The 26,532-nt window shown below is 40.8% G+C and carries 18 protein-coding genes; 10 read left to right on the plus strand and 8 right to left on the minus strand.

The window, feature by feature from the left end:
* Positions 1 to 87 precede the first annotated feature (87 nt).
* The 3 genes from O3603_RS00530 to pnp all read right to left on the minus strand — a co-directional run bounded on the left by O3603_RS00530 (position 88) and on the right by pnp (position 4,610).
* Positions 88 to 1,692 carry a fimbrillin family protein gene (locus tag O3603_RS00530; RefSeq protein WP_371519532.1) on the minus strand — a complete coding sequence of 535 codons (1,605 nt, stop codon included), beginning with the start codon at positions 1,690 to 1,692 and terminating at the stop codon, positions 88 to 90.
* 33 nt (positions 1,693 to 1,725) lie between these two features.
* Complete coding sequence (locus O3603_RS00535; RefSeq protein WP_371519534.1) at positions 1,726 to 1,932, minus strand: hypothetical protein; 207 nt, start codon at positions 1,930 to 1,932, stop codon at positions 1,726 to 1,728.
* A gap of 422 nt (positions 1,933 to 2,354) precedes the next feature.
* A complete protein-coding gene (gene pnp, locus O3603_RS00540) occupies positions 2,355 to 4,610 on the minus strand; it encodes a polyribonucleotide nucleotidyltransferase (protein ID WP_371519536.1) in 2,256 nt (751 codons plus the stop codon).
* A 468-nt stretch (positions 4,611 to 5,078) separates the two neighbouring features.
* On the opposite strand from pnp, the gene O3603_RS00545 reads away from it, so the two are divergent.
* On the plus strand, positions 5,079 to 6,233 hold the full coding sequence (locus O3603_RS00545) for a DUF4369 domain-containing protein (RefSeq protein WP_371519539.1): 1,155 nt from the start codon (positions 5,079 to 5,081) through the stop codon (positions 6,231 to 6,233).
* 1,018 nt (positions 6,234 to 7,251) lie between these two features.
* Here the strand turns inward: O3603_RS00545 and O3603_RS00550 are convergent.
* Positions 7,252 to 8,076 carry an alpha/beta hydrolase gene (locus O3603_RS00550; RefSeq protein ID WP_371519541.1) on the minus strand — a complete coding sequence of 275 codons (825 nt, stop codon included), beginning with the start codon at positions 8,074 to 8,076 and terminating at the stop codon, positions 7,252 to 7,254.
* 303 nt (positions 8,077 to 8,379) lie between these two features.
* On the opposite strand from O3603_RS00550, the gene O3603_RS00555 reads away from it, so the two are divergent.
* The 6 genes from O3603_RS00555 (at position 8,380) to O3603_RS00580 (ending at position 15,203) form a co-directional block, all read left to right on the plus strand.
* Complete coding sequence (locus O3603_RS00555) at positions 8,380 to 8,916, plus strand: NUDIX domain-containing protein (protein ID WP_311453408.1); 537 nt, start codon at positions 8,380 to 8,382, stop codon at positions 8,914 to 8,916.
* Positions 8,917 to 8,995: 79 nt separating this feature from the next.
* The gene (gene topA, locus O3603_RS00560; protein WP_371519544.1) at positions 8,996 to 11,332 is read left to right on the plus strand and encodes a type I DNA topoisomerase; all 2,337 of its coding nucleotides are present in this window, start codon (positions 8,996 to 8,998) and stop codon (positions 11,330 to 11,332) included.
* Between the two features lie 91 nt (positions 11,333 to 11,423).
* Positions 11,424 to 12,002, plus strand: a complete 579-nt coding sequence (locus tag O3603_RS00565) for a shikimate kinase (protein ID WP_314866782.1) — start codon at positions 11,424 to 11,426, stop codon at positions 12,000 to 12,002.
* Positions 12,003 to 12,059: 57 nt separating this feature from the next.
* Complete coding sequence (gene speA, locus O3603_RS00570) at positions 12,060 to 13,952, plus strand: biosynthetic arginine decarboxylase (RefSeq protein ID WP_371519547.1); 1,893 nt, start codon at positions 12,060 to 12,062, stop codon at positions 13,950 to 13,952.
* 269 nt (positions 13,953 to 14,221) lie between these two features.
* A complete protein-coding gene (locus O3603_RS00575) occupies positions 14,222 to 14,734 on the plus strand; it encodes an RNA polymerase sigma factor (RefSeq protein ID WP_009435466.1) in 513 nt (170 codons plus the stop codon).
* Positions 14,724 to 15,203, plus strand: a complete 480-nt coding sequence (locus O3603_RS00580) for a pyruvate ferredoxin oxidoreductase (protein ID WP_371519549.1) — start codon at positions 14,724 to 14,726, stop codon at positions 15,201 to 15,203. Before O3603_RS00575 ends, O3603_RS00580 begins: the two co-directional genes overlap by 11 nt.
* Positions 15,204 to 15,361: 158 nt before the next feature.
* Here O3603_RS00580 and O3603_RS00585 read toward each other — a convergent pair whose 3' ends face one another.
* The 3 genes from O3603_RS00585 to O3603_RS00595 all read right to left on the minus strand — a co-directional run bounded on the left by O3603_RS00585 (position 15,362) and on the right by O3603_RS00595 (position 18,677).
* Positions 15,362 to 16,591 carry an anaerobic sulfatase-maturation protein gene (locus tag O3603_RS00585; protein ID WP_371519552.1) on the minus strand — a complete coding sequence of 410 codons (1,230 nt, stop codon included), beginning with the start codon at positions 16,589 to 16,591 and terminating at the stop codon, positions 15,362 to 15,364.
* Positions 16,592 to 16,643: 52 nt separating this feature from the next.
* Positions 16,644 to 18,188: an arylsulfatase gene (locus tag O3603_RS00590; protein ID WP_371519553.1), complete on the minus strand. Its 1,545-nt coding sequence runs from the start codon at positions 18,186 to 18,188 to the stop codon at positions 16,644 to 16,646.
* Positions 18,189 to 18,287: 99 nt separating this feature from the next.
* Positions 18,288 to 18,677, minus strand: a complete 390-nt coding sequence (locus O3603_RS00595; protein WP_287315272.1) for a hypothetical protein — start codon at positions 18,675 to 18,677, stop codon at positions 18,288 to 18,290.
* 468 nt (positions 18,678 to 19,145) lie between these two features.
* Here O3603_RS00595 and O3603_RS00600 point away from each other — a divergent pair, with 468 nt between their 5' ends.
* The 3 genes from O3603_RS00600 (at position 19,146) to O3603_RS00610 (ending at position 25,922) form a co-directional block, all read left to right on the plus strand.
* Positions 19,146 to 21,839, plus strand: coding sequence for a 4-alpha-glucanotransferase (locus O3603_RS00600; RefSeq protein WP_371519556.1), 2,694 nt, complete (start codon positions 19,146 to 19,148; stop codon positions 21,837 to 21,839).
* Positions 21,840 to 21,935: 96 nt separating this feature from the next.
* Positions 21,936 to 23,849, plus strand: a complete 1,914-nt coding sequence (gene pulA, locus O3603_RS00605) for a type I pullulanase (RefSeq protein ID WP_371519558.1) — start codon at positions 21,936 to 21,938, stop codon at positions 23,847 to 23,849.
* Between the two features lie 129 nt (positions 23,850 to 23,978).
* The gene (locus tag O3603_RS00610; RefSeq protein ID WP_371519561.1) at positions 23,979 to 25,922 is read left to right on the plus strand and encodes a glycoside hydrolase family 13 protein; all 1,944 of its coding nucleotides are present in this window, start codon (positions 23,979 to 23,981) and stop codon (positions 25,920 to 25,922) included.
* A gap of 70 nt (positions 25,923 to 25,992) precedes the next feature.
* On the opposite strand, the gene O3603_RS00615 is transcribed toward O3603_RS00610, so the two are convergent.
* The gene (locus O3603_RS00615; protein ID WP_371519564.1) at positions 25,993 to 26,490 is read right to left on the minus strand and encodes a structural protein VP3; all 498 of its coding nucleotides are present in this window, start codon (positions 26,488 to 26,490) and stop codon (positions 25,993 to 25,995) included.
* Positions 26,491 to 26,532: the final 42 nt, after the last annotated feature.

The raw sequence follows: 26,532 nt of genomic DNA on the forward strand, positions 1-26,532 counted from the left end.
TAAACACCTTTGAGACTCGTTATTCTACATCATACTCCGCAGAGGCATAAAGTATACATTTACGATGTTATAGATATCACCAGATTATTATTCAAAAAACTGTGCTATCAATCCTATATGATCACCGCCCTGCAGTAATTCAACCTTTCCTTCTTCAAATAAACAATAATCTGCCATATGATGAGCACACGCATCTACATATCGTCCATTAAGATGGTAATATCCTTTCGTTCCAATATCTGTCAATGGACCATAACTACCACCCATGTATGCTCCCAATGCTGGTAAATAAAAATATTGATCTATTTCGTTAAGTTGAGGAATACCTGAATTAAAGGTATTATTTACAACCTCTGGTAGAGTTGCAGGATAAGGAATAGAATTGTAATTCCGTAGATCACCTAATCCATCTGGAGCTTCTGTATTACTGAAGCCTGAAATATTATTTTTCTTTTTGAGCCAAATACCACCTTTATAAATATGTCCCATTGTAACCCATATTTCATCAGAATCCCAACGTGGATCTCCTTTTTTGATATACCATGCAATTCCATTCAAAGTGGGGAATCTGGAGTCTGTAAATAATGGAGTTTGAGCTGCATCACTACTATAATTAGGAAAAGTTTCCATAGACGGATAAGAGCCTGCTGGGGTATGTGGTAGCTCACCAAGAGCTGTTGGTTGCCAAGGGTCAGCAGAATCCCATTCATGCTCATACCACAAATTTTGTTTTGCATCCACTGCATAATAATTTCGTCCACTATAAACACGTGTATCAAAATTAGCAGCCAAATCATAATAGTAGTTACCTTTATAATTAAATGCAGGCAAGACTTTTGTAATTGAACCAGAAAGCCCAGTCACTTTATCTTTTATCCAATAACGAATATGAAGAGTATGCGTACCTGGCTGAATTACCATGTAAGCTCCATTAATTGTTGGATTTGCAGAACTGCTGTTAAGTGAAAAACCATCAGCATAGCTTCCAGTACCTACAGTATTAAGAACTATCTTCTTGCTTGTTCCAGTACCTTTTATCTCTCCTGTTGTAGCGTCAAGTGTGTAAGTTCCAGCTATATCTTTATCAGACAAGACTTCCACCTTAGTGAGAAAGCAACGCTGAAATACACTATTTGTTGTATAAGGCTCAAAGACAAGTACTGCAGCATGATGATTTAGGGTGAAACTAAATAATGTTCCTCCTAAAGTACCAGTAGCCGTTGCAGTTCCGCAATCACCTGATTCGCCAAAATGAGAGGTATTATTCGGTGCCGTTTGTGTCTGGACAGTTGGGATATTTACTTGATCGTTACTGCTGTTCTTACCTGGATAATAAACCTTATAACTTGCACTTGCGGTAAACTTTCCAGGTACCTTATACTTAAAGGATGCCGTCTTTTCTGTTGGAGCATTGCTGCTCTTCTGCCATGTACCGTCGTCGTCCTTTACGTAGATATAGTCGCCAGCCTCCCAATAGAAGTCACCAGTAGTGTAATCCATAGATGTGCGGGTCTTTGTCTCGTCACCTGCAACGAAGGTAGTGAGGTTCTTGTCGTTATCATCATTTGGGTTAGTTGGGTTCTGCGCTACGTCCTCGTTAGCACAAGATGCGAAAGCCAAGGCTACACCAAATACGAGTGCCAAGGACTTTAGTTGTGATGTAAATGAATGTTGTTTCATTGTTTGCTTCATCTTTTCTTTGTTCTTTTAGTTAATAACTCTCTATTAGTCTTCCCATGAAGATGCGCTCTCATCTTCTACGTCTTCATCATTCCATAAGCCTGCTGATTTGGCAGCAGCTGGACCAGTAGCATGGTTTGCCTTTCTGTGCTGACTGGGGTAAGACGTATCCATCAAATAAGTGGCTTCATTGACTTGAATTATCATGCACGCTGGTGCAGAATAACTCTTCTTTACTTGCTTTTTTCTCATTACTTCATTGATTAAAATAGTTGTTATTTCGTTCTTATTTTGCTTAAAATTGAGTTCGCAAAAGGGCATAAAAAAGCGAACAAAGGAAACTCCTAGAAGTCCTTTGTTTACAGGGGTTACGGCACGCTTCGCGCGCGCGTATGCGAGAAGAAAAAATGTGTTATTGTACGCTAGGTGCGCATAGTGTGTGTGTGTGTGTTAGCAAATTATTTGGATTGACCAAAGATAAAGTGCAAAAAGATGCAAAGAATCGAATAATTCTTTGCAGTACTTCATTCACTTGATATGTCATTGCTAATTCTTTCACAGCGGCAAAGGTAAAAAGATAAAATGGAATGAGCAAGGGAAAGAAGAAAAAACTTATCCCCCAGTAAGCTATTAATCGACTCCTGGGGGATTATCGTATGATTTCAAAAGAACGATTAGTCGTTATTCTCTACATCGTTATTCTCGCGACGTGGACGACGCTCTTCATGACGATGCTCACCATCACGACGTGGACGACGTTCTCCTCTTGGGCGACGTTGAGGCTCTACATAACCCTCTGGCTTCTCGAGTAATACACGACGAGAAAGCTTGTACTTACCAGTCTTAGGATCGATGTCGAGCAACTTAACCTTAATCTTGTCGCCTTCCTTGATACCAGCTTCTTCAACCGTCTCAAGACGCTTCCAGTCGATTTCAGAGATGTGAAGCAAGCCGTCCTTACCTGGCAGAATCTCTACAAAGCAACCGTATGGCATGATAGAACGCACTGTTCCTTCATATACCTCGCCAATCTCTGGAACGGCAACGATTGCCTTAATCTTACCAAGAGCAGCATCAATAGAATCCTTGTTAGGCGCAGAAACTTGTACCTTACCAATTCCCTCTGTCTCTTCGATAGTGATAGTAGCACCTGTTTCTTCCTGTATCTGCTGGATAATCTTACCACCAGGACCAATCACAGCACCGATGAACTCCTTTGGAATCTCCAATTGGATAATACGGGGAACCTGTGGTTTCATTTCCTGACGTGGCTCTGCGATAGTCTCTGTCAATAGGTTGAGAATATGCTCACGACCAGCCTTAGCCTGCATCAAAGCCTTCTCCAAGATTTCGAATGATAGACCATCACACTTGATATCCATCTGTGTTGCAGTCAAACCATCCTTAGTACCTGTAGTCTTAAAGTCCATATCTCCTAAGTGATCCTCATCACCAAGAATATCGCTCAATACAGCATATTTGTCCTCACCTGGGTTCTTGATAAGGCCCATAGCAATACCAGATACAGGCTTCTTCATTGGAACACCTGCATCCATCAATGCCAATGTTCCTGCACATACGGTAGCCATAGAAGAAGAACCATTAGACTCAAGAATCTGGCTAACTAAGCGTACAGTGTATGGAAAATCTGCTGGAATCTGACCCTTCAAAGCGCGCCATGCCAAGTGACCATGACCAATCTCACGACGACCAACACCACGTTGCGCCTTAGCTTCACCAGTACAGAATGGAGGGAAGTTATAGTGTAAGAGGAAGCGTTGATAGCTCTTATCTAACACGTTGTCAACCATCTTCTCGTCCATCTTGGTACCGAGTGTACAAGTTGATAAAGACATCGTTTCACCGCGTTGGAAGATAGCGCTTCCGTGTGGCATTGGTAGAGAATCTACCTCGCACCATATTGGACGAATCTCATCCGTTGCACGTCCATCCATACGCTTACCAGTGTCAAGTACACTGCGACGCATAGAGTCACGTTGAACATCAGCAAAGTATCTTTCTATTTCTGCGTGTTTTTCTTCGAGGTCGTCTTCACTTAAGTCTGTGTGTGCTGCATCGTATGCTTCAATGAAGTCAGACTTAATCTTCTCGTAGGTTTCCTCACGATGTTTCTTATCGTTATCACCGCTTTGAGCCTCTGCATAGCAAGCATCGTATGTCTCTTTGCGTACCTGTTCGCGTAAGTCTTCATCATTGATTTCGTCGTCATACTCACGTTTCACGTCTGTACCACATGCCTTAGAAAGCTCTTCCTGCATCTCACACATAGGTTTGATAGCCTCATGTGCTGCCTTCAATGCGCCTATAAGATCTTGTTCAGAAACCTCATCCATCTCACCCTCAACCATCATAATGTTGTCCTTAGTGGCACCCACCATGAGATCCATGTCTGCATGTTTCATCTGCTCGAAGGTAGGGTTAATGACATACTCACCATTAACACGTGCAACGCGCACCTCTGATGTAGGATAATCAATAGGGATGTCAGAAGCTGCTAAAGCTGCTGATGCTGCAAATCCTGCGAGAGCGTCTGGCTGATCAATGCCATCGGCTGATAACAGCATTACCTGTACATAAACTTCGCAGTGATAATCTGATGGGAATAGTGGGCGAAGTACGCGATCCACAAGGCGTGAAGTAAGGATTTCATCGTCATTTGCTTTGCCTTCGCGTTTGGTGAACCCACCTGGATAACGTCCTGCTGCAGCATATTGCTCGCGATAATCAACTTGCAAAGGCATAAAGTCTGTTCCCGGAACTGCCTCTTTAGCTGCACAAACAGTGGCGAGAAGTACTGTGTTGCCCATGCGGAGCACTGCGGCTCCGTCTGCCTGTTTTGCAACCTTTCCGGTTTCAATTGAGATGGTTCTTCCATCTGGCAATTGAACTGTTTTCGTAATTACGTTCATCTAAAATTAAAAATACTTATTGTTTTGACCAACATCTAGGGAACAAAAAGTGATATGTACGTAAGGTTTGATACCTTCTAACGTCCCTTTTCACGCATCCCTTCAAAATTAATCCGTGCAAATTTACCTATTATATATGTAACAGACAAATAATTAGCTATTTATTTTCGGCTGATGCTCTTTTACTTAGAGGATAATACTATAGCAAATAAAATAGCCTTATGTGCTTAAAAGAGAATATCTCTTTCTAAACCTATTGGTGGTTGTGTAGATTGACGTAAAGTTTCTTGTGAGGTAGAAATGGGGCGTAGGAAAGAAAAATGGAATAGTCAGAAGTTTAGGGGGAGAATACTTTGTTTTTTATATATCACTTTGATAATATTTGATACTAATTGCTTTGCTGTTTTATCAATTTACGTTACCTTTGCACGAAACTTTAAAAGTTAAAAACGTAATATCTATTAATTAATGAAGCATACTATTAAAAGAATATTCGTTGCAGGAATAATAGCAGTGGGGGTAATTGTGCTTGCTAGTTGTGCTGGAGAACAATTTCATGTTAATGGCTTAATTGCTAATGCAAAAGATTCTGTGCTCTATTTTGAGCATAATGGTCTAGAGGGTTTCTCTACAATAGATTCTGTAAAACTCGATGAAAAGGGCAATTTTTCGTTCTCTTCAGATAAGGTTGATAACCCAGAGTTCTACCGATTACGTATAGCCGGGCAGATTATTAATATCGCTATAGACTCTACTGAAACGGTAAATGTGCAAGCTACTTATCCGCAGATGGCAACAGATTATTCTGTAAAAGGTTCTTATGAGAATGAGAAGATAAAAGAGTTGGCGTTGAAGCAAGTTGACTTACAAGCTCAGTGTCAAACTATTTATGCCGAGCGACCAGATATTGCCGACTCTTTAGTGAATGTTCTTGTTAGTGGTTATAAGCAAGACGTGTCACGTAATTACATCTTCAAGGAGCCAATGCGAGCTTATAGTTATTTCGCTCTGTTTCAGTATATTGTTGTTGGAAATGAGGCTCGTTTGATATTTGATCCTACTAAGGATGCCAAGGATAACAAGGTGTTTGGGGCAGTTGCAACGAGTTGGGACACTTATTATCCTGGTTCGGATCGTACACAGAACCTGCATAATATCACCATCAAGGGTATGAAAGACGAGCGAATTGTGCAAGCTCAAAGTAAGCCTGTAGAGGTCGATGCGAAGGAGATGGGCGTTATTGATTTGCCATTACGCGATAATCGAGGTGTAGAACATCATCTTACTGATTTGAAAGGAAAGGTTGTTCTGCTTGACTTTCATGTCTTTGCGACTGAGGGATCAACTGAGTATATTATGAAAATGCGTGAACTTTATAACAAGTATCATGATCGTGGATTAGAGATATACATGGTTTCTCTCGATAATAACGCTCATTTCTGGAAAGAACAAGTAGCCAGTCTTCCTTGGATCAACGTTTATGATGATTCGGGTATCAGTCGTGCATATACTGCTCCTGCGCAGACTATGCCAATCATCTATCTCATTGATCGTGGTAATAACGTTGTAAAAAATCCATCACAGATACAGAATTTGAGTGAAGAAATAGAGAAACTATTATAAAAAAGACAGTAATCTTAGTGGGGATGTACATATACTTGTGCATCCCCACTAGTTTTTTGTAAGATAAATAAAGAACAATGATGAGAATAAAAAATCTCATTTTTGTCGTTGATGTCATTCCTGTCACAACTTAAACTTTGTATCTCGTTGGGAGTATGTTAGAAGCGAGTAATGTAAAAGTGACAGTAAAGTTAAAAACATACTTGTATTGTTAGAGACTAAAATCACAAATCACACCAATCACAATCACATTTAGTTCTTTTCGTATTCTCTCATAATTTAAATAGACATTATATATTATTATTTATTAATAAGGTATTATATTATATGAACTCTCCTTTTCGTTGTATTGAAATTCCTTATTATGATTTTGTGATTTGTGATTTGTGTGATTAGTAATCACAATCACAAATCACAAAATCATATTAAGGTTTTTTCGTATTTACTGATACCAATGAAAGACATTATATATTATTATTTATTAATAAGGTATTATATTATATGAACTCTCCTTTCTTTGTATTGAAATTCCTTATTATGATTTTGTGATTTGTGTGATTGTTAGATAGTAACATTGAATATTGAACTTTTATCTTCTTGTAATACAGTGCCTTACATAGTTGTTTGCAATACTTGTTAGTCTTGTACCCCGAAAACCCATTGTTTTCTATCTAAAACTGCTTATCTTTGCAGCAGGAAAAGAAAAAAGCAGGCTCACCCTCTACCCTTTGACCCCTGGTTTTAACCTTATGGTCTTTTGCTAAATGGAGAACAGCATCAAGTGTATAAAGTTCCAAGTTCAATAGTCAAAGTTCAGAAAGATTAGTGTTAGTCGATTCAAAGGTTAGTGTTAGTAGGCTCAAAGCTTAGTGTTAATAGATTAATAGTTCGATGTTCAAAAATAAATGCGAAATTACCTCTGTAAAGGCAACCCCGCAAGAATTATAAGCTAATTAAGTTTTTCCAGATAACAATATGTTGTTAACAGTTGTCTCTATGGATAATGTTCGGTGAGAGTTTAGAAACTCTTCAACCATGCCTTGAGATCCATCATTAGTTCTTCGTGATAACGGAAACCAATCTTACTACCCCAACCATGACCACCACCAGGGTAAACATGGAGTGAAGCACGAACATCATTGCGATAAAGTTCTGTGTAGTAGTTGACACCATTTGCAGGTGGAACAGTATCATCATCGTCACTAAGAGCGATGAATGCGCGAGGAGTAACACGACTAACGTTCATATCTGCACTGTATTTCTTCTCGTCACGCTTGCTTGGACGCTTACCTAAGAAGTTGATACGACTACCTTCATGCCCATAGCCTTCTACCATCGAAATGACAGGGTAGAAAAGAATCTGGAAATTTGGCTTTGCCTCACCTTGACTACATGTTGCAATAGTTGCTGCAAGATGTCCACCAGCAGAAAATCCCATGATACCAATGTCATTACGGTTAATCTTCCAACTGGTAGCATTCATACGTACCAACTTCATTGCTTGTTCAGCATCAGAAATAGGTACATTTGGATCACCATGTGGTAAACGATACTTTAGAACGATAGCAGCTATACCTTGATTCTGGAAGAACTCCCCCCAATCATAACCTTCTTTATCCATAGAAAGAGAGGTGTATCCGCCACCAGGGCAAATGACAACAGCACGCCCAGTGGCTTCTTTTTCTATTGGAAGGTATACGCGAACCTTTGCAGTATCCTGTGAGTCGCCGTTGTCATAGGGTGGACGACCATTATAGAGTTTAACATCAAAAGCCCTCTGAGCTGACATTGACATTGCAATAGCAGCTAATCCAGCTACAAGAAAAAGTTTTCTTAATTTCATTCTAATATAATGTTTATTTGATTCTTATCCGCTAAGATGTAATAATCAAAATTTTATTAATGCTGGAGGTAATGCCTCCTTGGTTACAAGCAGATTTGTAGCCTATTGGCGCAAAGTTAACAAAAATATAGGATTAAACTAGTGGAAGTTTAGAGTTTTTAGTATATTTGCAAATTGAAGAAGTAAAAGGCATTGAGTCTAAAGGTATTTTAATGATTGTGAGTTTTATGTTAACAACTGTTCTTTTGGTATTGGATATATCAGTTTTCTCTCAATTAATAATTCATCTCCAATAATCATTTTATGCACGTATTAGAGAAGTTTCAGTATTGCCCTGTATGCGGAAGTAAGCATTTTGTTGAACAGAATGAAAAGAGTAAACGTTGTGAGAGTTGCGGCTTTGAATATTTTCTTAATCCTAGTTCTGCCGTAGCCGCCTTTATTTTGAATGATAAAGGAGAGTTGCTAGTAACACGAAGGAAGTTTGATCCTGGACGTGGAACGTTGGATCTTCCTGGTGGTTTCTGTGATATTGGTGAAACGATAGGAGAGGCTTTAGCACGTGAAGTAATGGAGGAAACGAACCTCGTTATTAAGGAGAAGTATTATTTCTGTTCGCTTCCCAATAAGTATCGTTATAGTGGCTTTGACATTCCAACACTTGATGCTTTCTTTGTTTGTAAGGTTGAAAATGAGGAAAAGTTGAGTCCTGCGGATGATGTAGAAAGTGCTATATGGACCCCTTTGAATGAAGTTCATACAGAACAATTTGGGTTGCGTTCCATCCGACAAGCTCTTCGTGATTTTCTTCAAAGGCGTGACGAATACTTAAAAAAGTAGAAAAATTATCTATTATATAAGGTGTAAGCAAAAAGTTTAAGTACTTTTGCGTCCTTGAAAAAATGTACAATTAGTAATCATGCAAGAGAATCTGGTAATAGTAGAGAGTCCTGCAAAGGCTAAAACGATAGAAAAGTTTCTTGGTAAAGACTATAAAGTGATGTCTTCTTATGGACATATTCGTGACCTTAAGAAGAAAGAACTAAGCATTGACGTCGATACGTTGAATCCTGATTATGAAATTCCAGAAGAGAAGAAGAAGGTTGTCAGCGAATTGAAGAAGAATGCTAAAGCGGCTAAGAAGATTTGGTTGGCTTCCGATGAGGACCGTGAGGGAGAAGCTATTAGTTGGCACTTGTGTGAAGTGTTGGGGCTTGACGAGGAGAATACGAGTCGTATAGTCTTTCACGAGATAACCAAACCTGCTATACTCAAGGCTATTGAGTCTCCACGTCATTTAGATATGAATTTGGTAAATGCACAGCAGGCTCGTCGTGTGTTAGATCGTTTAGTGGGTTTTTGTCTTTCACCAGTTTTATGGCGAAAAGTAAAGCCTGCTTTGAGTGCTGGTCGTGTGCAAAGTGTTGCCGTTCGTCTGATTGTTGAGCGTGAACGAGAGATTCAAAATTTTCAACCAGAGCCTTATTATCGTCTGAATGCTATCTTCGCTGTTACTAGTGAAGATGGCTCAAAGAACGAGATAAAGACAGAACTGAATAAAAGATTTAAGACGCATGAAGAGGCTTTAGCATTCTTGGAATTGTGCAAACAATCAAAGTTTACGGTTTCATCGATTACGAAGAAACCATTAAAACGTATACCAGCTCCACCTTTTACTACATCAACTTTACAACAGGAGGCTGCTCGTAAACTTGGATTTACGGTTAGTCAAACAATGATGATAGCCCAGAGATTGTACGAAGCAGGACGTATCACTTACATGAGAACTGATAGTGTTAACTTGTCGGCTTTAGCCATTAATACAAGTAAGGCGGAAATAGAACGTTTGTATGGCACAGAGTATAGTAAAGTAAGAGTGTATCAAACGCATAGTAAGGGTGCTCAAGAAGCGCATGAAGCTATTCGCCCTACTTATATGGAGAATGTTTCTATAGACGGAACAAGTCAAGAGAAACGTCTTTATGACCTTATTTGGAAACGAACTATAGCATCTCAGATGGCTGATGCACAGATTGAGAAAACGACAGTTAATATAGCGTTGAGTTCAGAAGATGGTTCTTCTCAAACTGATTTGCAGTTTGTTGCAAACGGTGAAGTTGTTGCTTTTGAGGGGTTCTTGAAAGTTTATTTTGAGTCAACTGATGATGAAGAGGGGAATGAGGAATTATCACATGCTTTACCTGTGATACATGAAGGTGAGGTGTTGGAGCGTCGTGAAATAGTCTCAACAGAGCGTTATTCACAAGGTCCAAATCGTTATACGGAGGCTAGTCTGGTTCGCAAATTGGAAGAACTGGGTATTGGGCGTCCTTCAACTTATGCTCCAACAATTTCAACTATTCAACAACGTGAATATGTTCAGAAAGGTGATCGTAAAGGTGAAGAGCGCAAATATGCTGTTGATTCCTTGCTTGGATTGAAAATAACATCAAAGAGCAAGAAGGAAATGGCTGGTGCAGACAAGGGAAAGTTGATTCCAACTGATATTGGTATAGTTGTTAACGACTTTCTAATGGAGAACTTCCCAGACATCATGGACTATAACTTCACAGCTAAAGTTGAGCAAGAATTTGATAAGATAGCAGCAGGTGAAGTGGAGTGGAATAAAGAGATGAAACTCTTTTATCAGAACTTTGAACCAGAAGTTGAGAAGGTTATGAATGCTCGCTCTGAACATAAAGCTGGTGAAAGAGAATTAGGAATAGATCCGAAAAGTGGTAAACCTGTATTTGTTAAAATAGGTCGTTTTGGTCCCGTTGTGCAGATAGGTAGTGCAGATGATGAGGATAAACCACGTTTTTCTCAACTCCCTACAGGAAAAAGTATGGAGACCATTACACTAGAAGAAGCGCTAGAATTGTTCAAATTACCACGTACATTGGGGCAGTTTGAAGGCTCAGATGTTGTTATTGGAGCAGGTCGCTTTGGTCCTTATGTACTCCATGATAAAAAATATACATCAATACCAAAGGGAGAAGATCCATTAACAATAACGCTTGATGCTGCTATCAATCTTATTCAGAAAAAGCGTCTACAAGAAGCACAGCGTCACTTGAAGACTTTTGAAGAAGATGCTAAGATGGAGGTGATGAATGGGCGTTATGGTCCATACGTTGCTTATGATGGTAAGAATTATCGTATGCCGAAAGCTCTTTATGATAAGGCTTCTGAATTGACTTACGAACAATGCTTGGATATTGTTAAGAATGCTCCAGAGCCAAAGAGAAAAAAGTAAGATAGCTGATCTCTCCTTTATAATATAATGTTGATCACACTTTTTCTTACGACATAGAAAGTGTGTAATGATATATGAAAATTTCGTGAGTATGTCAGATAACAAGGCTGGAAACATACCGCTTCGTATCATTCTTATCGGTTATATGGGGTCTGGAAAGACTACTATTGGGCGAGCTTTATCGAAAGAGTTGAACATTCCTTTCTATGATTTAGATTGGTATATAGAGAGTAGGATGCGAAAATCTATAAAGCAGATTTTCGATGAAAAAGGTGAAGAAGGATTCCGAAAGATAGAAAAAGCAATGCTTCATGAGGTGGCAGAGTTTGAGAATGTTATTCTAGCTTGTGGAGGTGGTACACCTTGTTTCTTTGATAATATGGATTATATGAATACTCAGGGAGAGACTATATATCTGAAAGCTAGTCCTGAAGTGTTATATGGTCATTTGCAGATGGGAAAGTCTGTTCGCCCTCTGTTATTAAATAAGAAATCTGAGGAGGTATGCCAGTTTGTTTGTAGACAATTGCAAGAACGTGAACCATTCTACACCAAGGCAAAGCATACATTAGATGTTAGTTTAATGGACAACTATGAGAAGATTCAAATATCTGTAGGTGGTGTCTGTCAGTTGTTAGCGTTAGATACGACGTTAAACGGTAAGTTGTGAAGATTCATAATTTCTATTTATAGTTTGAAAAAGATATACAAGGGTTAGGAAACGACAATGAAAAAGTGGACGATAGAAGATTCTACAGAACTGTACAACACATCGGGGTGGGGTACTTCTTATTTCGGTATTAATAGTAAAGGTGATGTTTATGTAACACCATGTAAAGATAATACTCAAATTGATTTACGTGATGTTATGGATGAACTAGCCTTACGCGATGTTACACCTCCTGTGTTACTTCGTTTCCCTGACATTCTTGATAATCGAATTGAAAAGACTTCTTCTTGTTTTGAAAAAGCAAAAAAAGAGTATGACTTCAAAGCTGAGAATTTCATAATCTATCCTATTAAGGTGAATCAAATGCAGCCTGTTGTTGAAGAAATTATCTCTCATGGTCGTAAGTTTAACTTAGGCTTGGAAGCAGGATCAAAGCCAGAATTACATGCTGTAATTGCTGTTCAATGCCAGAGTGATTCCCTTATTATCTGTAATGGATATAAGGATCAGAGTTATATTGAGCTTGCTCTATTGGCGCAAAAGATGGGCAAACGTATCTTTATTGTCGTTGAGAAGCTCAACGAGATAGATCTTATTGCACGTGCAGCAAAGAAACTTAACGTTAAACCTAACCTTGGTATTCGTATAAAATTAGCATCTAGTGGCTCTGGAAAATGGGCTGAAAGTGGTGGTGATGCATCGAAATTCGGTCTTACTTCCTCTGAACTTCTTCAGGCTTTAGAGACGCTTGAAGCAAAAGGTCTACATGATAGTTTGCGTCTAATTCACTTCCATATAGGTTCGCAAATAACAAAGATTCGTCGTATTCAGACGGCTCTAAATGAAGCAGCACAGTATTATGTGAACCTGAGGAAGATGGGGTATAACGTAGACTTTGTTGATTGTGGTGGTGGACTTGGAGTCGATTATGATGGTACACGTTCATCCAGTAGTGAGAGTTCTGTGAATTATAGTATTCAAGAATACGTCAACGATTGCGTTTATACGTTTGTTGATGCTGCTAACAAGAGCGAGATTCCACATCCAAATATCATTACGGAAAGTGGTAGAAGTTTGTCTGCACACCATTCGGTTCTTATTATTGATGTTCTTGAAACTGCATCTTTACCAGAGATGTCTGAGGAATTTGAAGCAAAAGAGACCGATCACCAGCTAGTAAAAGACCTTTATGATATATGGGATAATCTTGATGCTCGTAATATGTTAGAGGATTGGCATGATGCAGAACAGATTCGTGAAGAAGCCTTAGAATTATTCTCTCATGGTTTGGTTGACCTTCGTACTCGTGCGGAGATAGAAGCAATGTATTGGAGTGTATGCCATGAAATCAATAACTTAGCAAAGAACATGAAGCATGTTCCTGATGAGTTACGTAACATGGATAAACTTCTTGCAGATAAGTATTTCTGTAACTTCTCCCTTTTCCAGTCTCTTCCAGATAGTTGGGCTATAGACCAATTATTCCCAGTGATGCCTATTCAGCGTCTCAATGAGCGTCCAAGCCGTAATGCGACATTGCAAGATATAACCTGTGATAGTGATGGAAAGATATCAAACTTTGTTGCTATGGGGCGTAGCAGTCATGTACTACCAGTTCATCCGTTAAAGTCAAATGAGCCTTATTATCTTGGTGTATTCCTTGTCGGGGCTTATCAAGAGATTCTTGGTGATATGCATAATCTCTTTGGCGATACCAATGCTGTACATATTTCAGTGAAAGATGGGGGGTATCATATCGATCAGATCTTTGATGGTGAGACTGTCGAAGAAGTTCTGGAATATGTTCAGTACAATCCGAAGAAGCTTGTTCGCCAATTGGAAATATGGGTAACAAAGAGTGTTAAACAAGGTAAGATCTCTCTAGAAGAAGGTAAGGAATTCCTTAGCAATTATCGTAGTGGACTTTATGGTTACACATACTTGGAATAGGTTATGATTTCCTAGAGGAGGTAGAGCATACTTGGCGAATTAATGAGAAATGCGATTTCATGCAATCTTAATACTTAGTTGGAAACAAAAGTATGCTCTGCAATCTTTGATTTATTAATATAATATACTCTTGATTATTGAGATTGTGTTGTCGTAAACAATAAGGTGATAATCATAAATGATGTGTTATTAAAGGTTAAATAGATACTCTTTCGTACTATTCTCTGTAACTTTTAGTCATATATAATCGTCATTTAAATAGTGAGAAGATGAAAAATATCAGTTTTCGAGATGATATCTTGCCGTTGAAGAATCAACTCTTCCGGCTTGCACTTCGTATCACACTCAACAGGTTTGAGGCTGAAGATATAGTGCAAGATACGCTGATAAAGGTTTGGAATCGTCGCTCTGATTGGGAGGACATAGACTCTATTGAAGCTTTTAGCTTGACGATATGTCGTAATCTCTCACTCGATCGCATCAAGAAAAAAGAGAATGATAACAACTCTTTAGAAGATGTAAAAGGAGTAGAACCATTATCTTCATCTAATCCACAAGACCGAATGATTCAAGCTGACAGGGTGAATTTAATTAGACAAATAGTAGATTCACTTCCTGAGAAACAACGAAGCTGTATGCAGCTAAGAGACTTCGAAGGTAAATCTTATAAAGAGATAGCTGTCATATTGGATATTACTGAAGAGCAAGTGAAGGTTAATATCTTCCGAGCAAGACAGGCGGTCAAACAAAGATATTTGAAACTAGATAATTATGGATTATAAGTACATTGAACAGTTACTGGAGCGCTATTGGCGCTGTGAAACTTCTCTTCAAGAAGAGGAGATTCTACGTGCGTTCTTCTCTCAAGAGGACATTCCAGCAGCTTTACTACCTTATTGCGACCTTTTTACATATAGTAAGAACGAGAAGGAAGAGAGCGTACTGGGCAGTGACTTTGACCAAAGGGTATTGGGGATCATAGAGAAGGATGAGCCTGTGAAGGCACGTGTCATCACGATGCGTCATCGTCTTATGCCACTCTTTAAGGCTGCTGCTATAGTAGCAATTATCCTCACGTTGGGGAACGCAATGCAAGTTGCTTTCTCTGATGAAGACGCCTCACGTGCAGTATCAAGTACTGCTGCCGTAGACAAACCCCATGAAGGTCCTTCCGTTGCTAAAGCTGATTCTGTAAAGGTAGACACCTTGCAACATAAGATACAGACATCTGTGTCATCCATAACAAAGTAAGACAATTTCTATGCTTTCTCAATAAATAATCATTTAAAAGTAAAACAACTCGAGGCCGTGAGGTCTCAATATTCTCTCAAATTTTTCATAAATACTAACGTAGAAGAGCTGGTACTCGTTAAGAGTATCGGCTCTTCTGTCTTAAGGGATGCGTGTGTTTACTCTCTACCCAATTGATCAACAACCTTCATGACATTGGCTGGTGGACGTTGATTCAGTAGTTCGTTCTTCATGTAGTCCATATATGGAGCTATGTGTTGGAAGAACTTCTTATACCCTTTACAGAGGTAGTTAAGACCAGGATTACCATACTTATCCTTTATAAATCGGTTCTTTGGACACTCTCCATGACAGGCAAATTCCCATTCACACTCACGACATTGAAGTGGGAGCGAGGCATGCTTGAGTTTGCTAAACTGCCGTTGTTTCTCCCCATAAAGCATATCAATCAATGTCTTATCTTTTACATTACCAAGTTTGTATTCAGGGAACACAAAGTGGTCACAAGAGTACACATCTCCATTGAACTCCATTACTCCAGCATGTCCACACTCCTTTGCATACACACAGATTCCAGGTGTTTGTCCCACCCAGTTAGCCAATATGCAATCGAATATCTCCACGTAGGTTTGCCCCACATCATTGCGTACCCACTCATCAAAGATTGCACACAAGAAGTCTCCCCACTGCTCTGGTGTAACCGAGAAGTCTGCTATTGGCAACTCTTCCTTATCGGTTAATGTAGCTAGATGTCGCCCATCCTTATGTTGTATGATACGCTCTACAATGGGAGAAATCTGTATGAACTGGCATCCAATCTCCTTGAAGAAGTGATAGAAGTCGAGCGGATAATCAGCATTGAAATCGTTTACTACAGCCATAGCATTCCATTCCACGTGGTGCTTCTGGAGCTGTTTAATCCCCATCATAACCTTTGACCATGATGGACCATTGCGTGCTGTGCGTCGGTATTCATCGTGAAATTCCTGTGGACCATCAATCGATACACCAACAAGCCAGTTGTTCTCACGTAGGAACTCACACCATTCATCAGTCAATAACGTACCATTTGTTTGTATAGTATTGCTTATTCTGCGCCCGTTAGCATACTTCCGTTGCAGTTCAACTGCCTTTTTGAAGAATGATAGTGGGCGCATCATCGTCTCTCCCCCATGCCATGTAAAGAGTATTTCATTCATGGTTTGGGCATTGATATATTCCTTTGTGAATCGCTCTAACAGCTCTTCTGTCAGTATGCGAGTTGGTGTATTCTTATAGAGATTCGCCTTTTCAAGATAATAACAATACTCACATCTGAGGTTGCAGGAAGCCCCGACGGGCTTTAGCATGATATATAAAGGGTGCGAAAATGGCGCTATTGTGTTCATGTCTATGTGTCTTTTCTTATCTTACTTATCCTTGTCTACATTTGCTTAATTGTCATCTTTTATCCAATGAAGGCATTGTAACAGGGAAAAGTTCACTATTCGTATGCTCTTTCTGAGCAATTTCTATCATCTTCTGTACGATCTCTGGATGCTCATTTGCTATGTCATGATCCTCATGAAGGTCGTTTGCTAGATTGTAAAGATGTGGTATTCCATGAATAGTAATCAGTTTCCAATCCCCCATTCGAACAGCTGTTTGGTCCGTTTCAGCGAACTCCCAATAAAGATAAGGGTGCTTCTTTTGTCCGATTCCATCGTTTATGAGCGTAGGAAGAATTGATATTCCATCGAAGTAATCGATAGTCTTTTTCTTATTGCGATAGCGTTGTACATAATCCTTTACACCTACCATTTCTGCAAAAGTAGGCATGAGATCATAGAAAGCAAAGGGCAAATTACTCTCTACACCAGCCTTGATATGTCCATTCCAGCGAGCTATGAAAGGTATTCTGATGCCTCCTTCGTAACATTGTCGTTTAATACCTCTTAGCTTTCCATCGCGGTTGAAGAACGAAGGGTCAGCCCCACCTTCCTCATGAGGACCATTGTCACTGGTAAAGATAACGAGCGTGTTGTCCGCAAGTCCCCTCTCATCCAATAGCTTGAGAATCTCTCCTACGTATGAATCAAGGCGTGTTATCATTGCAGCAAACTGTGCGTGCGTGTGAACAACGGCGTTATATCGTGAGCCTTCTTGCCCTCCCCACGTCTTATCAGTGAAGAACTGCTTCTTATAAAACGCCACTAACGAGTCGTCTGGTTGTGTAAGTTCAGCATGAGGAAGCGTATAAGTGAATACTCCAAAGAATGGTTTATCCTTCGTTTGAGCCTTCAGCCAGTCCATGGCATGCTGGTGGATGAGGTCAGCTGAGTATTGCGTGCGTTTAAAGTATTCGTCTCCAAACATTGGATGATTGATGTTTTCTGTCAAAACAACACGTTTCACCGCTGTATCTCCTCGTTCTTTATAGTATTCGTTGAGGAAGTTTGGATAATAGAGATGGGCTTGAAATTGACAAATATAGCCATAGAAATCATCCACCCCTCGCTTATCAGGTGTTGAAACAGAGCCTTCGTAACCTCCTGCCCACTTACCGAACATCCCCGTTCGATAGCCATTGTCCTTCATTATCTCTGGTAAGATAATGTGATTAGGGTCGTATGGATGCTGTCCAACAACGCTGAAGTCTTTGTTTTCCCCATAGTAAACAGGCTTGCTATTCTGCCAATATTCCTTGTTTCCACGCACCTCCGTATGTCCCGAGTGCTGCCCTGTCATTAGGCAAGCACGTGATGGTGCGCTCACTGGAGCACCTGCATAAGCCTGCGTGAAGCGCATTCCTTCCTTTGCCATTCGGTCTATGTTAGGCGTAAGGATGTACTTTTGACCATAGCAACCGAGGTCGCCATAGCCCATATCGTCACACATTATATATATAATGTTAGGCTTCTGTTGCTTCTTAGGAGTTGTGGCATTGCCTTGCACATAACTAAAAGCTGTGATGGGCAAAAGCGTTTTTACAATTTTAGAAATCATATTAATAGGTTTTTAGGTTTGGTTTCTTGCATAGAAACCCTATTGCTGGTTCTTTATTACTCGTCGTTTCTTCTTGTTTGAATGTACAACTTTTCAATCCTACCAAACCTCATCTCCATCACTAAACGACAGTGGGAAGCGACGGATAGTATCGGGTTGGATGATTGTAAGAGTTGTATTTCCTTTCTGCTTCACAATCCTGTTTCCAGCCCTTAGGTCTTTATCGGTTATTGCCCAGAACTTCGTTATTTCATGTACACGTGTGCGTCCGTCTCGGTCGACACCCTCTACTTGATATTCCCTAGAAGACTTAAAGGACACCACTTTGAAGTCGAAGGTTTGCTCCTTAAGATACGCTATGTACTCTGAACGAGTGTCCCTTAAGCAATCGTAGAAGAATGCATAACCAACCAAAACATAGAGAATTACTTTTATAATTTCAGCCTTGTAAAGGTCTAAATAAGCAATATAATAGCTCAGATTGCGCATAGGCTATGATGGATCCATTGGTTATGTGCAAAGATACAAATATTTTTCTTTAATTGTGACAAGCTGTTGTTATAAATTAAAAGAGGCTCTTTTAAGGAGGAAGAGAGCCTCTCTTTGTATCAAGGAAAGGCTCTCTTCATGGCAAGGAAAGGCTCTCTTTAAATGGAGAAGAATATTTACTTTCTTGCACCTCCTTGTTTGTAACTAAAGAAGTGCACCTTCTTTATCTCTCACAATCATCCCTTCTTTTGTGCTGTTCTTTGTTTTTTGGGGTACTTCTCTCACCCTCTTTGTCTTTCAAAGAATACCTTGTAAAGGCTTAATAATGAGAGACTAAGCAAGTGATAACCTATAAGTTAGGGTTGAAAGTGCAAACGATTACGCATAAATTGATATAAATCATGCAAAGAGCTATTGCTTATTCACATTATTATTATTAACTTTGACGAAAAATAACTACCCAACTCTATGAACATACAGTTTAACATAAACTATCAAACCTACTATGGTCAAGAACTTGTCTTGAGCATAATTACAGGGAGACACAACGGGGTGAATGAGACCTCACAGTACAGGATGCACACCTTAGATGGCTATCACTGGAGCGTAGAAGTACGTAAGGACGTGAAGCCAGGGACGCAGATTGATTACTTCTATAGTGTTCTTCGTGGCGATAACGAGGAGCGAAAGGAATGGAGCGTCATGTGTCATCGATTGAACTTCGATGCTGAACGCGGTTTAAACTATTGTGTTTACGACCACTGGAATGATATTCCTGAGGATTCATACCTATACTCTTCTGCTATTGCTGATTGTGTTGTCGGTAAGAAGCAAGAGAAGGTTAAACTCAACAACTTCAACAAATCGGTTACACTCAAGGTGCGTGCGCCACAGTTAAGGGCTGAAGATCAACTCTATCTCATTGGTGCTGAACCAGCATTAGGCGCTTGGAACGAAAAGAAAGCACTGAAGATGACACAGCACAACATCAATGAGTGGATGGTAACTATTGATGGTGCAAAGTTGGCAAGCAGCCGTTTAGAAGTGAAGTTCTTCATTAAGAACAAAGCAGATAACGATGCTATCGTATGGGAATACAGCGATAATCGTATCGTAGAACTGCCTGCAATGGATGAAGGTGACGTCATGGTCTATGAGTTGGATGAGGCTTTTTTCCCACTTCCAGCCGTTCGCATAGCCGGAACATTAGTCCCTGTCTTCTCTCTCCGTTCGGAGTCTAGCTTCGGAATAGGCGACTTTGGCGACCTAAAGAAGATGATTGACTGGGTAAGTCTGACGCAACAACGTGCACTACAGATTCTTCCAATCAACGATACAACCATCACTCACACATGGACGGACTCCTATCCTTATAGCTGTATATCCATCTTTGCACTTCATCCGCAGTATGTTGATCTCAACGCCTTACCTGCTTTAAAGGATAAAGAGCAGCGTGATAAGTTCGAAGCCTTGCGTAAAGAACTTAACGCCTTACCGCAGATTGACTATGAAAGAGTCAATGATGCGAAGACAGAATATCTACGTTTACTATTCGAACAAGAGGGTCAGAAGGTGCTCACGAGTGATGCTTTTAAAGCCTTCTTCATCGATACAGAGAGCTGGTTAGTGCCGTATGCTCAATATTGCTACATGCGTGATAAGAATGGAACAGCTGACTTCTCACGTTGGTCCGACCATAACCAATGGGATGAAGCTGAGCGTAAACAGCTATCGTCACCAAAGGAGAAAGCATACAAGGAGGTCGCTTTCTTCTATTACGTGCAATATATCCTCAGCAGTCAACTAAAGGCTGTTCATGAGTATGCACAGGCGCATAAAGTGATCCTGAAAGGCGATATTCCTATCGGAGTAAACCGTTATGGATGTGACGTGTGGACGCAACCTCGATACTTCAATCTTAATGGTCAGGCAGGCGCGCCACCTGATGATTTCTCTGTAAATGGGCAGAATTGGGGCTTTCCAACATACAACTGGGAGGAGATGATAAGCGATGGTTGCAAGTGGTGGATACGTCGTTTCCAGAATATGTCGAAGTATTTTGATGCCTACCGAATCGATCATGTCTTAGGCTTCTTCCGTATATGGGAGATTCCAATAAGTGCTGTTCATGGTCTGTTAGGACAGTTTGCTCCATCGTTAGGAATGAGTCGTGAGGAGATTGAGGGCTATGGTTTACACTGGCAAGAGGAGTTATTTACCGAGCCATTCATCACTGATTGGATTCTAGATCGTGTATTCAGAGAGCATGCAGATGAGGTTCGTCAAAAGTATGTTGAGCATATTTGGGGTGACAGATACAAGATGCGTTCAGCCTTCGATACGCAACGTAAGGTGGAAAAGGTATTTGCTGGTAAGACCTCAGATACTGATGTTTGGATACGTGATGGTCTATATTCTCTGATTAGCGATGTGCTCTTTGTGCGTGATCATAAGGATCCTAACCGCTTCCATCCACGCATTAGTGTGCAGTTCGCATTCATCTATGAGAGCCTTTACGATAGTGATAAAGCAGTATTCAACAGGCTTTATAATGATTATTACTATCGTCGCAATAACCAGTTCTGGTATCAGGAAGCAATGAAGAAGTTGCCTAAGTTGGTGAATGCAACACGTATGTTGGTATGTGCCGAGGACTTAGGTATGGTGCCTGATTGCGTTGCTTGGGTAATGAATGAGCTTCGTATCCTTAGCTTGGAGATACAGAGTATGCCGAAAGACCCGCATGTTCGATTCGGACACTTGGGTCAGAACCCATACAGAAGTGTAAGTACTATCTCCACACATGACATGGCTACACTTCGACAATGGTGGGATGAAGACTGGGCAAGGGCGCAGGATTACTTCAATAGTATGCTTCATCGTGGTGGACCAGCACCTCACCCATTACCTGGATGGCTTGCTCGTGACATCGTTAGTCGCCATTTGACATCACCAAGTATGCTCTGCATCTTAGGCATTCAAGACTGGATGAGTATTGACGAAACGCTCCGATTAGCTGATCCTGACGCCGAACGCATTAACATCCCGGCTAATCCTAAGCACTACTGGCGCTATCGTATGCATGTAAGTATCGAAGAGTTAATGAAGAACAAGGACTTTAATGGACAAGTAATTGACTTGATTAACCAAGCTGGAAGATAATTCTATTAGGCGATTATGATGCTTTGACAAGCGGTTATAATCGCCTATTATCAATAAAACCATCTATAACTATTCATTAAGAATACTAACGTAACAATGAAGATAAAGTATTATTTGGCTGCTTCTATCGCTTCCTTTATGCTTTCACAAGGGGTTTCTGCACAAGAGAGATTCGATGAGGTGTCTTATACACCATCGGCTACAACCTTCCGTCTCAATGCACCATCAAAACCTGTACTAAGGCTATATGATGAGGGACTTGGTGGTAAGGCTTATAAGAAGGTGAAGCTCACACAGAGTGGTGATAATACATGGTCTGTGGTCGTGAAAGGCGACTTAAAAGGGAAATTCTATACTTTTGATATTGGTAAGGGAGAAACTCCTGGTGTCTTCGCAAAGGCTGTTGGCTGCAATGGTAGTCGTGGAGCTGTGGTGGACATGAGGGACACGAACCCTGTTGGATGGGACTCGGATAGACGCGTTCCGACGAAGAGTCCAGCCGACCTTATTATATATGAGCTACATCATCGGGACTTTTCTATAGATAAGTCATCTGGTCTTGTAAACAAAGGGAAGTACCTTGCTCTGACGGAGCAGAAGGCTATTGACTATTTGAAGAAGTTGGGGGTGAATGCTATTCACATTCTTCCTTCTTTCGACTTTGCCTCTATCGACGAGTCGAAACCAGATGTTCCTCAATACAACTGGGGCTATGATCCGTTGAATTATAACGTACCCGAAGGGAGTTACTCATACGATGCCAGTCTGCCAACTCGTCGTATCATGGAGTTCAAACAGATGGTACAAGCATTGCACAAAGCTGGTATTAGGGTGATTCTTGACGTTGTTTATAATCACACTTACGACCTTGCTAACAGCAACTTCGAGCGTACTTTCCCTAAAGCCTACTATCGTTATAAGGCTGACGGAACGCCTTCTGATGGTTCAGGTTGTGGTAACGAGACGGCAAGTGAGAAGTCGCTTATGCATGAGTTTATGCTTGAGTCAATGAAATACTGGGTCAAAGAGTATCACATCGACGGCTTCCGTGTAGACCTCATGGGCGTTCATGACATTCAAACTATGAATGATATCCGTCGTGAACTCAATGCTATTGACCCCGAGATATTCGTTTATGGCGAGGGATGGAGCGCTGGAACTTGTGCTTATCCGCATGATAAGCTGGCGATGAAGGCTGCTATTCCACAAATGCCAGGCATTGCTGCGTTCTCTGATGACATCCGCGACGCTTTGCGTGGACCATTCTCTGATGATCACCAAGCTGGCTTCTTGGGTGGTGTGAAAGGTTTGGAGGAGAGCATAAAGGCTGGTATTGCAGGTATGATAGCCCACCCACAGGTTGATTACAACAAGGTGAACTATTCGAAGAAACCATACGCAATAGAGCCAACACAGATGATCTCTTACGTAAGTTGCCATGATGACTTGTGCTTAGTAGACCGTTTAAAGGCTTCAATACCCGAAGTGGTATATGATAAGGATGCGTTAATTCGATTGGACGAATTGGCTCAAACGGCTGTATTCACATCTCAAGGCGTACCTTTCATGCTGTCTGGTGAGGAGATGTTACGCGATAAGAAAGGTGTTCACAATTCGTTTAATTCACCTGACAGTATCAATCACTTGGATTGGAACAACCTAACTGCTTACCCGCAAGTGTTCCAATATTACAGTCGTCTCATCCGTCTTCGTAAGAACCACCCAGCCTTCCGTTTAGGCAATGCAGACCTTGTCCGCAAGCATTTGGAGTTCCTTCCAGTACAGGACTGCTTGGTTGCTTTCCGTCTAAAAGACCATGCCGGTGGTGATAAGTGGAACAATATTTACGTCATACTCAATGCTAATTCAAGTCTAAGAACCGTCAATATCCCTAAAGGGAACTACACGATTGTATGTGCAAATGGCGATATCAGCGAAGCAGGATTGGGTCAGATGGAAGGCGGAGAGGTAATGGTTGATGCGCAATCGGCATTGATCTTACATGATTAAACACGTCTCCTCCCTTCCTTAAAAGGGTAGGGTTGCTAGCAAGAAGAGGCTAGCATGTAGTACCAGAAGTATAACTTTTCAACAAGTCTCCCCATCCTTCCAATGGATTGGGGAGCTTTCCGAATAACAATGAACCTAAAACAAACAATCAACAAAGCAGCTCTTTGTTCCGCAAGAAGGCTATGGAGCAGCTTATTCTTATTATCTTTATTCATCGTTCCAACAGCTATGACTGCTCATAACAGTACGTCCGTATCTAAGAATCAATCGGTATCGAAAGTGGATATCACACGCATTGAACCAGAAAACTGGTTTGTTGGTATGAAAGACCCAACACTTCAGTTGATGGTTTATGGTAAGGATATCAAGTTCTCTGACGTATCAACTGATTATGAGAATGTGCGTATTGACTCACTTGTTAGGCTTGATTCGCCTAATTACTTACTGGTTTATCTCAATCTAAAAGATGCTAAACCGGGTGAGATGACGCTCTCATTTAAGGGCAAGGATGGTAAAGTTATCAAACGAAAGTACCAACTCTTGGCTCGTTCTATGGCTGGTGCTGCCCACAAGGGATTCGATAACTCGGATGTTCTCTATATGCTCATGCCTGACAGATTTGCTAATGGTAACCCGAAGAATGACGTTGTTAAGGGTATGCAAGACCAACTATGCGACCGCAACGAACCGAGCCTCAGACATGGAGGAGACCTAGAAGGTATACGTCAGCATCTCGATTATTTCAATCGTTTAGGAGTAACAGCTCTATGGTTCACACCCGTTTTGGAGAACGATAGACCAGCCGATAACGGGAAGAATAGTACGTATCATGGATATGCAACAACCGATTATTATAAGGTGGATCCACGCTTTGGTACAAACGATGAGTACAAGAAGCTCATTGCTGAATGTCATCAGAAAGGACTGAAAGTAGTTATGGATATGATCTTTAACCATTGTGGAGACTATCACACATGGAACCGAGATATGCCCTCAAAGGACTGGTTTAATTACCCAAACTATGGTTTGCAAACAAGCTATAAACTAACTCCTGTGCTCGATCCATACGCCAGTAAGGTGGACATGAGGGAGACTGTTGATGGCTGGTTCGTCGCTTCCATGCCCGATCTGAACCAACGCAACCCTCACGTTATCAAGTATCTTATCCAGAACTCAATGTGGTGGATAGAGACAGTGGGTATAGATGGAATACGCATGGATACCTATCCTTACGCTGATCGAAAGGCTATGGCTGAATGGATGAAGGCATTGGATGCAGAATACCCAAACTTCAATACCGTTGGAGAAACGTGGGTTACAGAACCTGCTTACACAGCTGCTTGGCAGAAGGACAGCAAGCTCTCTGATATTAACAGCTATCTGAAGACGGTGATGGACTTCTCTTTCTTTGATAAGCTAACGCTTGCGAAGAACGAAGAAACCGATGATTGGTGGAAGGGACTGAACCGTATTTACAACTCATTGTGCTATGATTACCTCTATACGAACCCATCTTCTGTGATGGCATTCATCGAGAATCACGATACAGACAGGTTCCTTGGCAATGGCAAGGACACAACGGCTCTGAAGCAGGCTTACGCTTTGTTGCTCACAATGAATCGTATTCCGCAACTTTACTATGGTACGGAAGTACTCATGAATGGTACGAAGGAGATCACAGATGGCAATGTCCGTAAGGACTTCCCAGGTGGTTTTCCTGGTGATAAAGCCGATAAGTTCACACGTGAAGGGCGCACAACTGCAGAGAACGCCATGTTCGATTGGACTTCAAAAATACTACATTGGCGACAAAACAATGAGGTGATTAGCAAGGGAAAACAAACCCAATTCATCCCTTGGCATGGTGTTTATGTGCTCGCAAGACAGCTTGATGGCAAGACTGTTCTCACCATTCTCAATGGCAAAAAGGCTGATAATAAGGTGGAAATAGCACGTTATGCAGAGGTGATTGGTCAACATACTACAGCCACAGACATCACGACTGGCAAGACAATCGACCTCACAAAGGACATCCCACTGGGGCATCGTCAGGCGATGATACTCAGTTTCTAAGCCCATAAACAACAAACAGCGAGAAGGCAATCAAGCTCTTCTTGCTGTTTGTTTATTTATTTTCTTTGTTCTACTCAAACATTTGCAGACCTATTAACTGTACTAATTCTTTGAACTCGGGGGAGTATTTTACATCCGTCTTACCCCATTCGTACTCATGACGAATATGCTTTCCTGGATAATAGATAGTCACAAATAAGCTCCCTTGATCAGTACAAAAATCGTTATTCTTAACGGCTATCACATCCTTAGCAGAGCCTGTGACGTATATGTCATCCACGAGTTCTTTGACTCGAAAACTGCGCTCGTCACTAACCTGAACTATGTCTGTTGTGTCTTTCACCTTGCCCTTCACCGATACATTATGCTGTATATACTTACACGAACGACCCTGTTTATCTACTATCCAAGTAATGTATTTAGGATTGATAACATAGCCTGGAAGTGACTCAATAACGACGGAGTCATACGCTTCTGACGTATTCTTCGCCGTCAACACTCGGTTTCCTTTGGAACAGCTAATGCCTATCAAGGCGATTACAACACATAAATAAACGGGCTTCCTCATCTGTTCTAATAAGCAAAAGAATGATAATTATCTAATAGAAGA

It is taken from the genome of Prevotella sp. 20925_1_30, from assembly GCF_041433025.1.
GTDB lineage: Bacteria > Bacteroidota > Bacteroidia > Bacteroidales > Bacteroidaceae > Prevotella > Prevotella vespertina.

Coding starts and splice junctions, on each gene's coding strand:
- O3603_RS00530 (WP_371519532.1), bottom strand. CDS start 1,692: ATGAAGCAAACAATGAAACAACATTCATTTACATCACAACTAAAGTCC.
- O3603_RS00535 (WP_371519534.1), bottom strand. CDS start 1,932: ATGAGAAAAAAGCAAGTAAAGAAGAGTTATTCTGCACCAGCGTGCATG.
- pnp (WP_371519536.1), bottom strand. CDS start 4,610: ATGAACGTAATTACGAAAACAGTTCAATTGCCAGATGGAAGAACCATC.
- O3603_RS00545 (WP_371519539.1), top strand. CDS start 5,079: ATGAAGCATACTATTAAAAGAATATTCGTTGCAGGAATAATAGCAGTG.
- O3603_RS00550 (WP_371519541.1), bottom strand. CDS start 8,076: ATGAAATTAAGAAAACTTTTTCTTGTAGCTGGATTAGCTGCTATTGCA.
- O3603_RS00555 (WP_311453408.1), top strand. CDS start 8,380: ATGCACGTATTAGAGAAGTTTCAGTATTGCCCTGTATGCGGAAGTAAG.
- topA (WP_371519544.1), top strand. CDS start 8,996: ATGCAAGAGAATCTGGTAATAGTAGAGAGTCCTGCAAAGGCTAAAACG.
- O3603_RS00565 (WP_314866782.1), top strand. CDS start 11,424: ATGTCAGATAACAAGGCTGGAAACATACCGCTTCGTATCATTCTTATC.
- speA (WP_371519547.1), top strand. CDS start 12,060: ATGAAAAAGTGGACGATAGAAGATTCTACAGAACTGTACAACACATCG.
- O3603_RS00575 (WP_009435466.1), top strand. CDS start 14,222: ATGAAAAATATCAGTTTTCGAGATGATATCTTGCCGTTGAAGAATCAA.
- O3603_RS00580 (WP_371519549.1), top strand. CDS start 14,724: ATGGATTATAAGTACATTGAACAGTTACTGGAGCGCTATTGGCGCTGT.
- O3603_RS00585 (WP_371519552.1), bottom strand. CDS start 16,591: ATGAACACAATAGCGCCATTTTCGCACCCTTTATATATCATGCTAAAG.
- O3603_RS00590 (WP_371519553.1), bottom strand. CDS start 18,188: ATGATTTCTAAAATTGTAAAAACGCTTTTGCCCATCACAGCTTTTAGT.
- O3603_RS00595 (WP_287315272.1), bottom strand. CDS start 18,677: ATGCGCAATCTGAGCTATTATATTGCTTATTTAGACCTTTACAAGGCT.
- O3603_RS00600 (WP_371519556.1), top strand. CDS start 19,146: ATGAACATACAGTTTAACATAAACTATCAAACCTACTATGGTCAAGAA.
- pulA (WP_371519558.1), top strand. CDS start 21,936: ATGAAGATAAAGTATTATTTGGCTGCTTCTATCGCTTCCTTTATGCTT.
- O3603_RS00610 (WP_371519561.1), top strand. CDS start 23,979: ATGAACCTAAAACAAACAATCAACAAAGCAGCTCTTTGTTCCGCAAGA.
- O3603_RS00615 (WP_371519564.1), bottom strand. CDS start 26,490: ATGAGGAAGCCCGTTTATTTATGTGTTGTAATCGCCTTGATAGGCATT.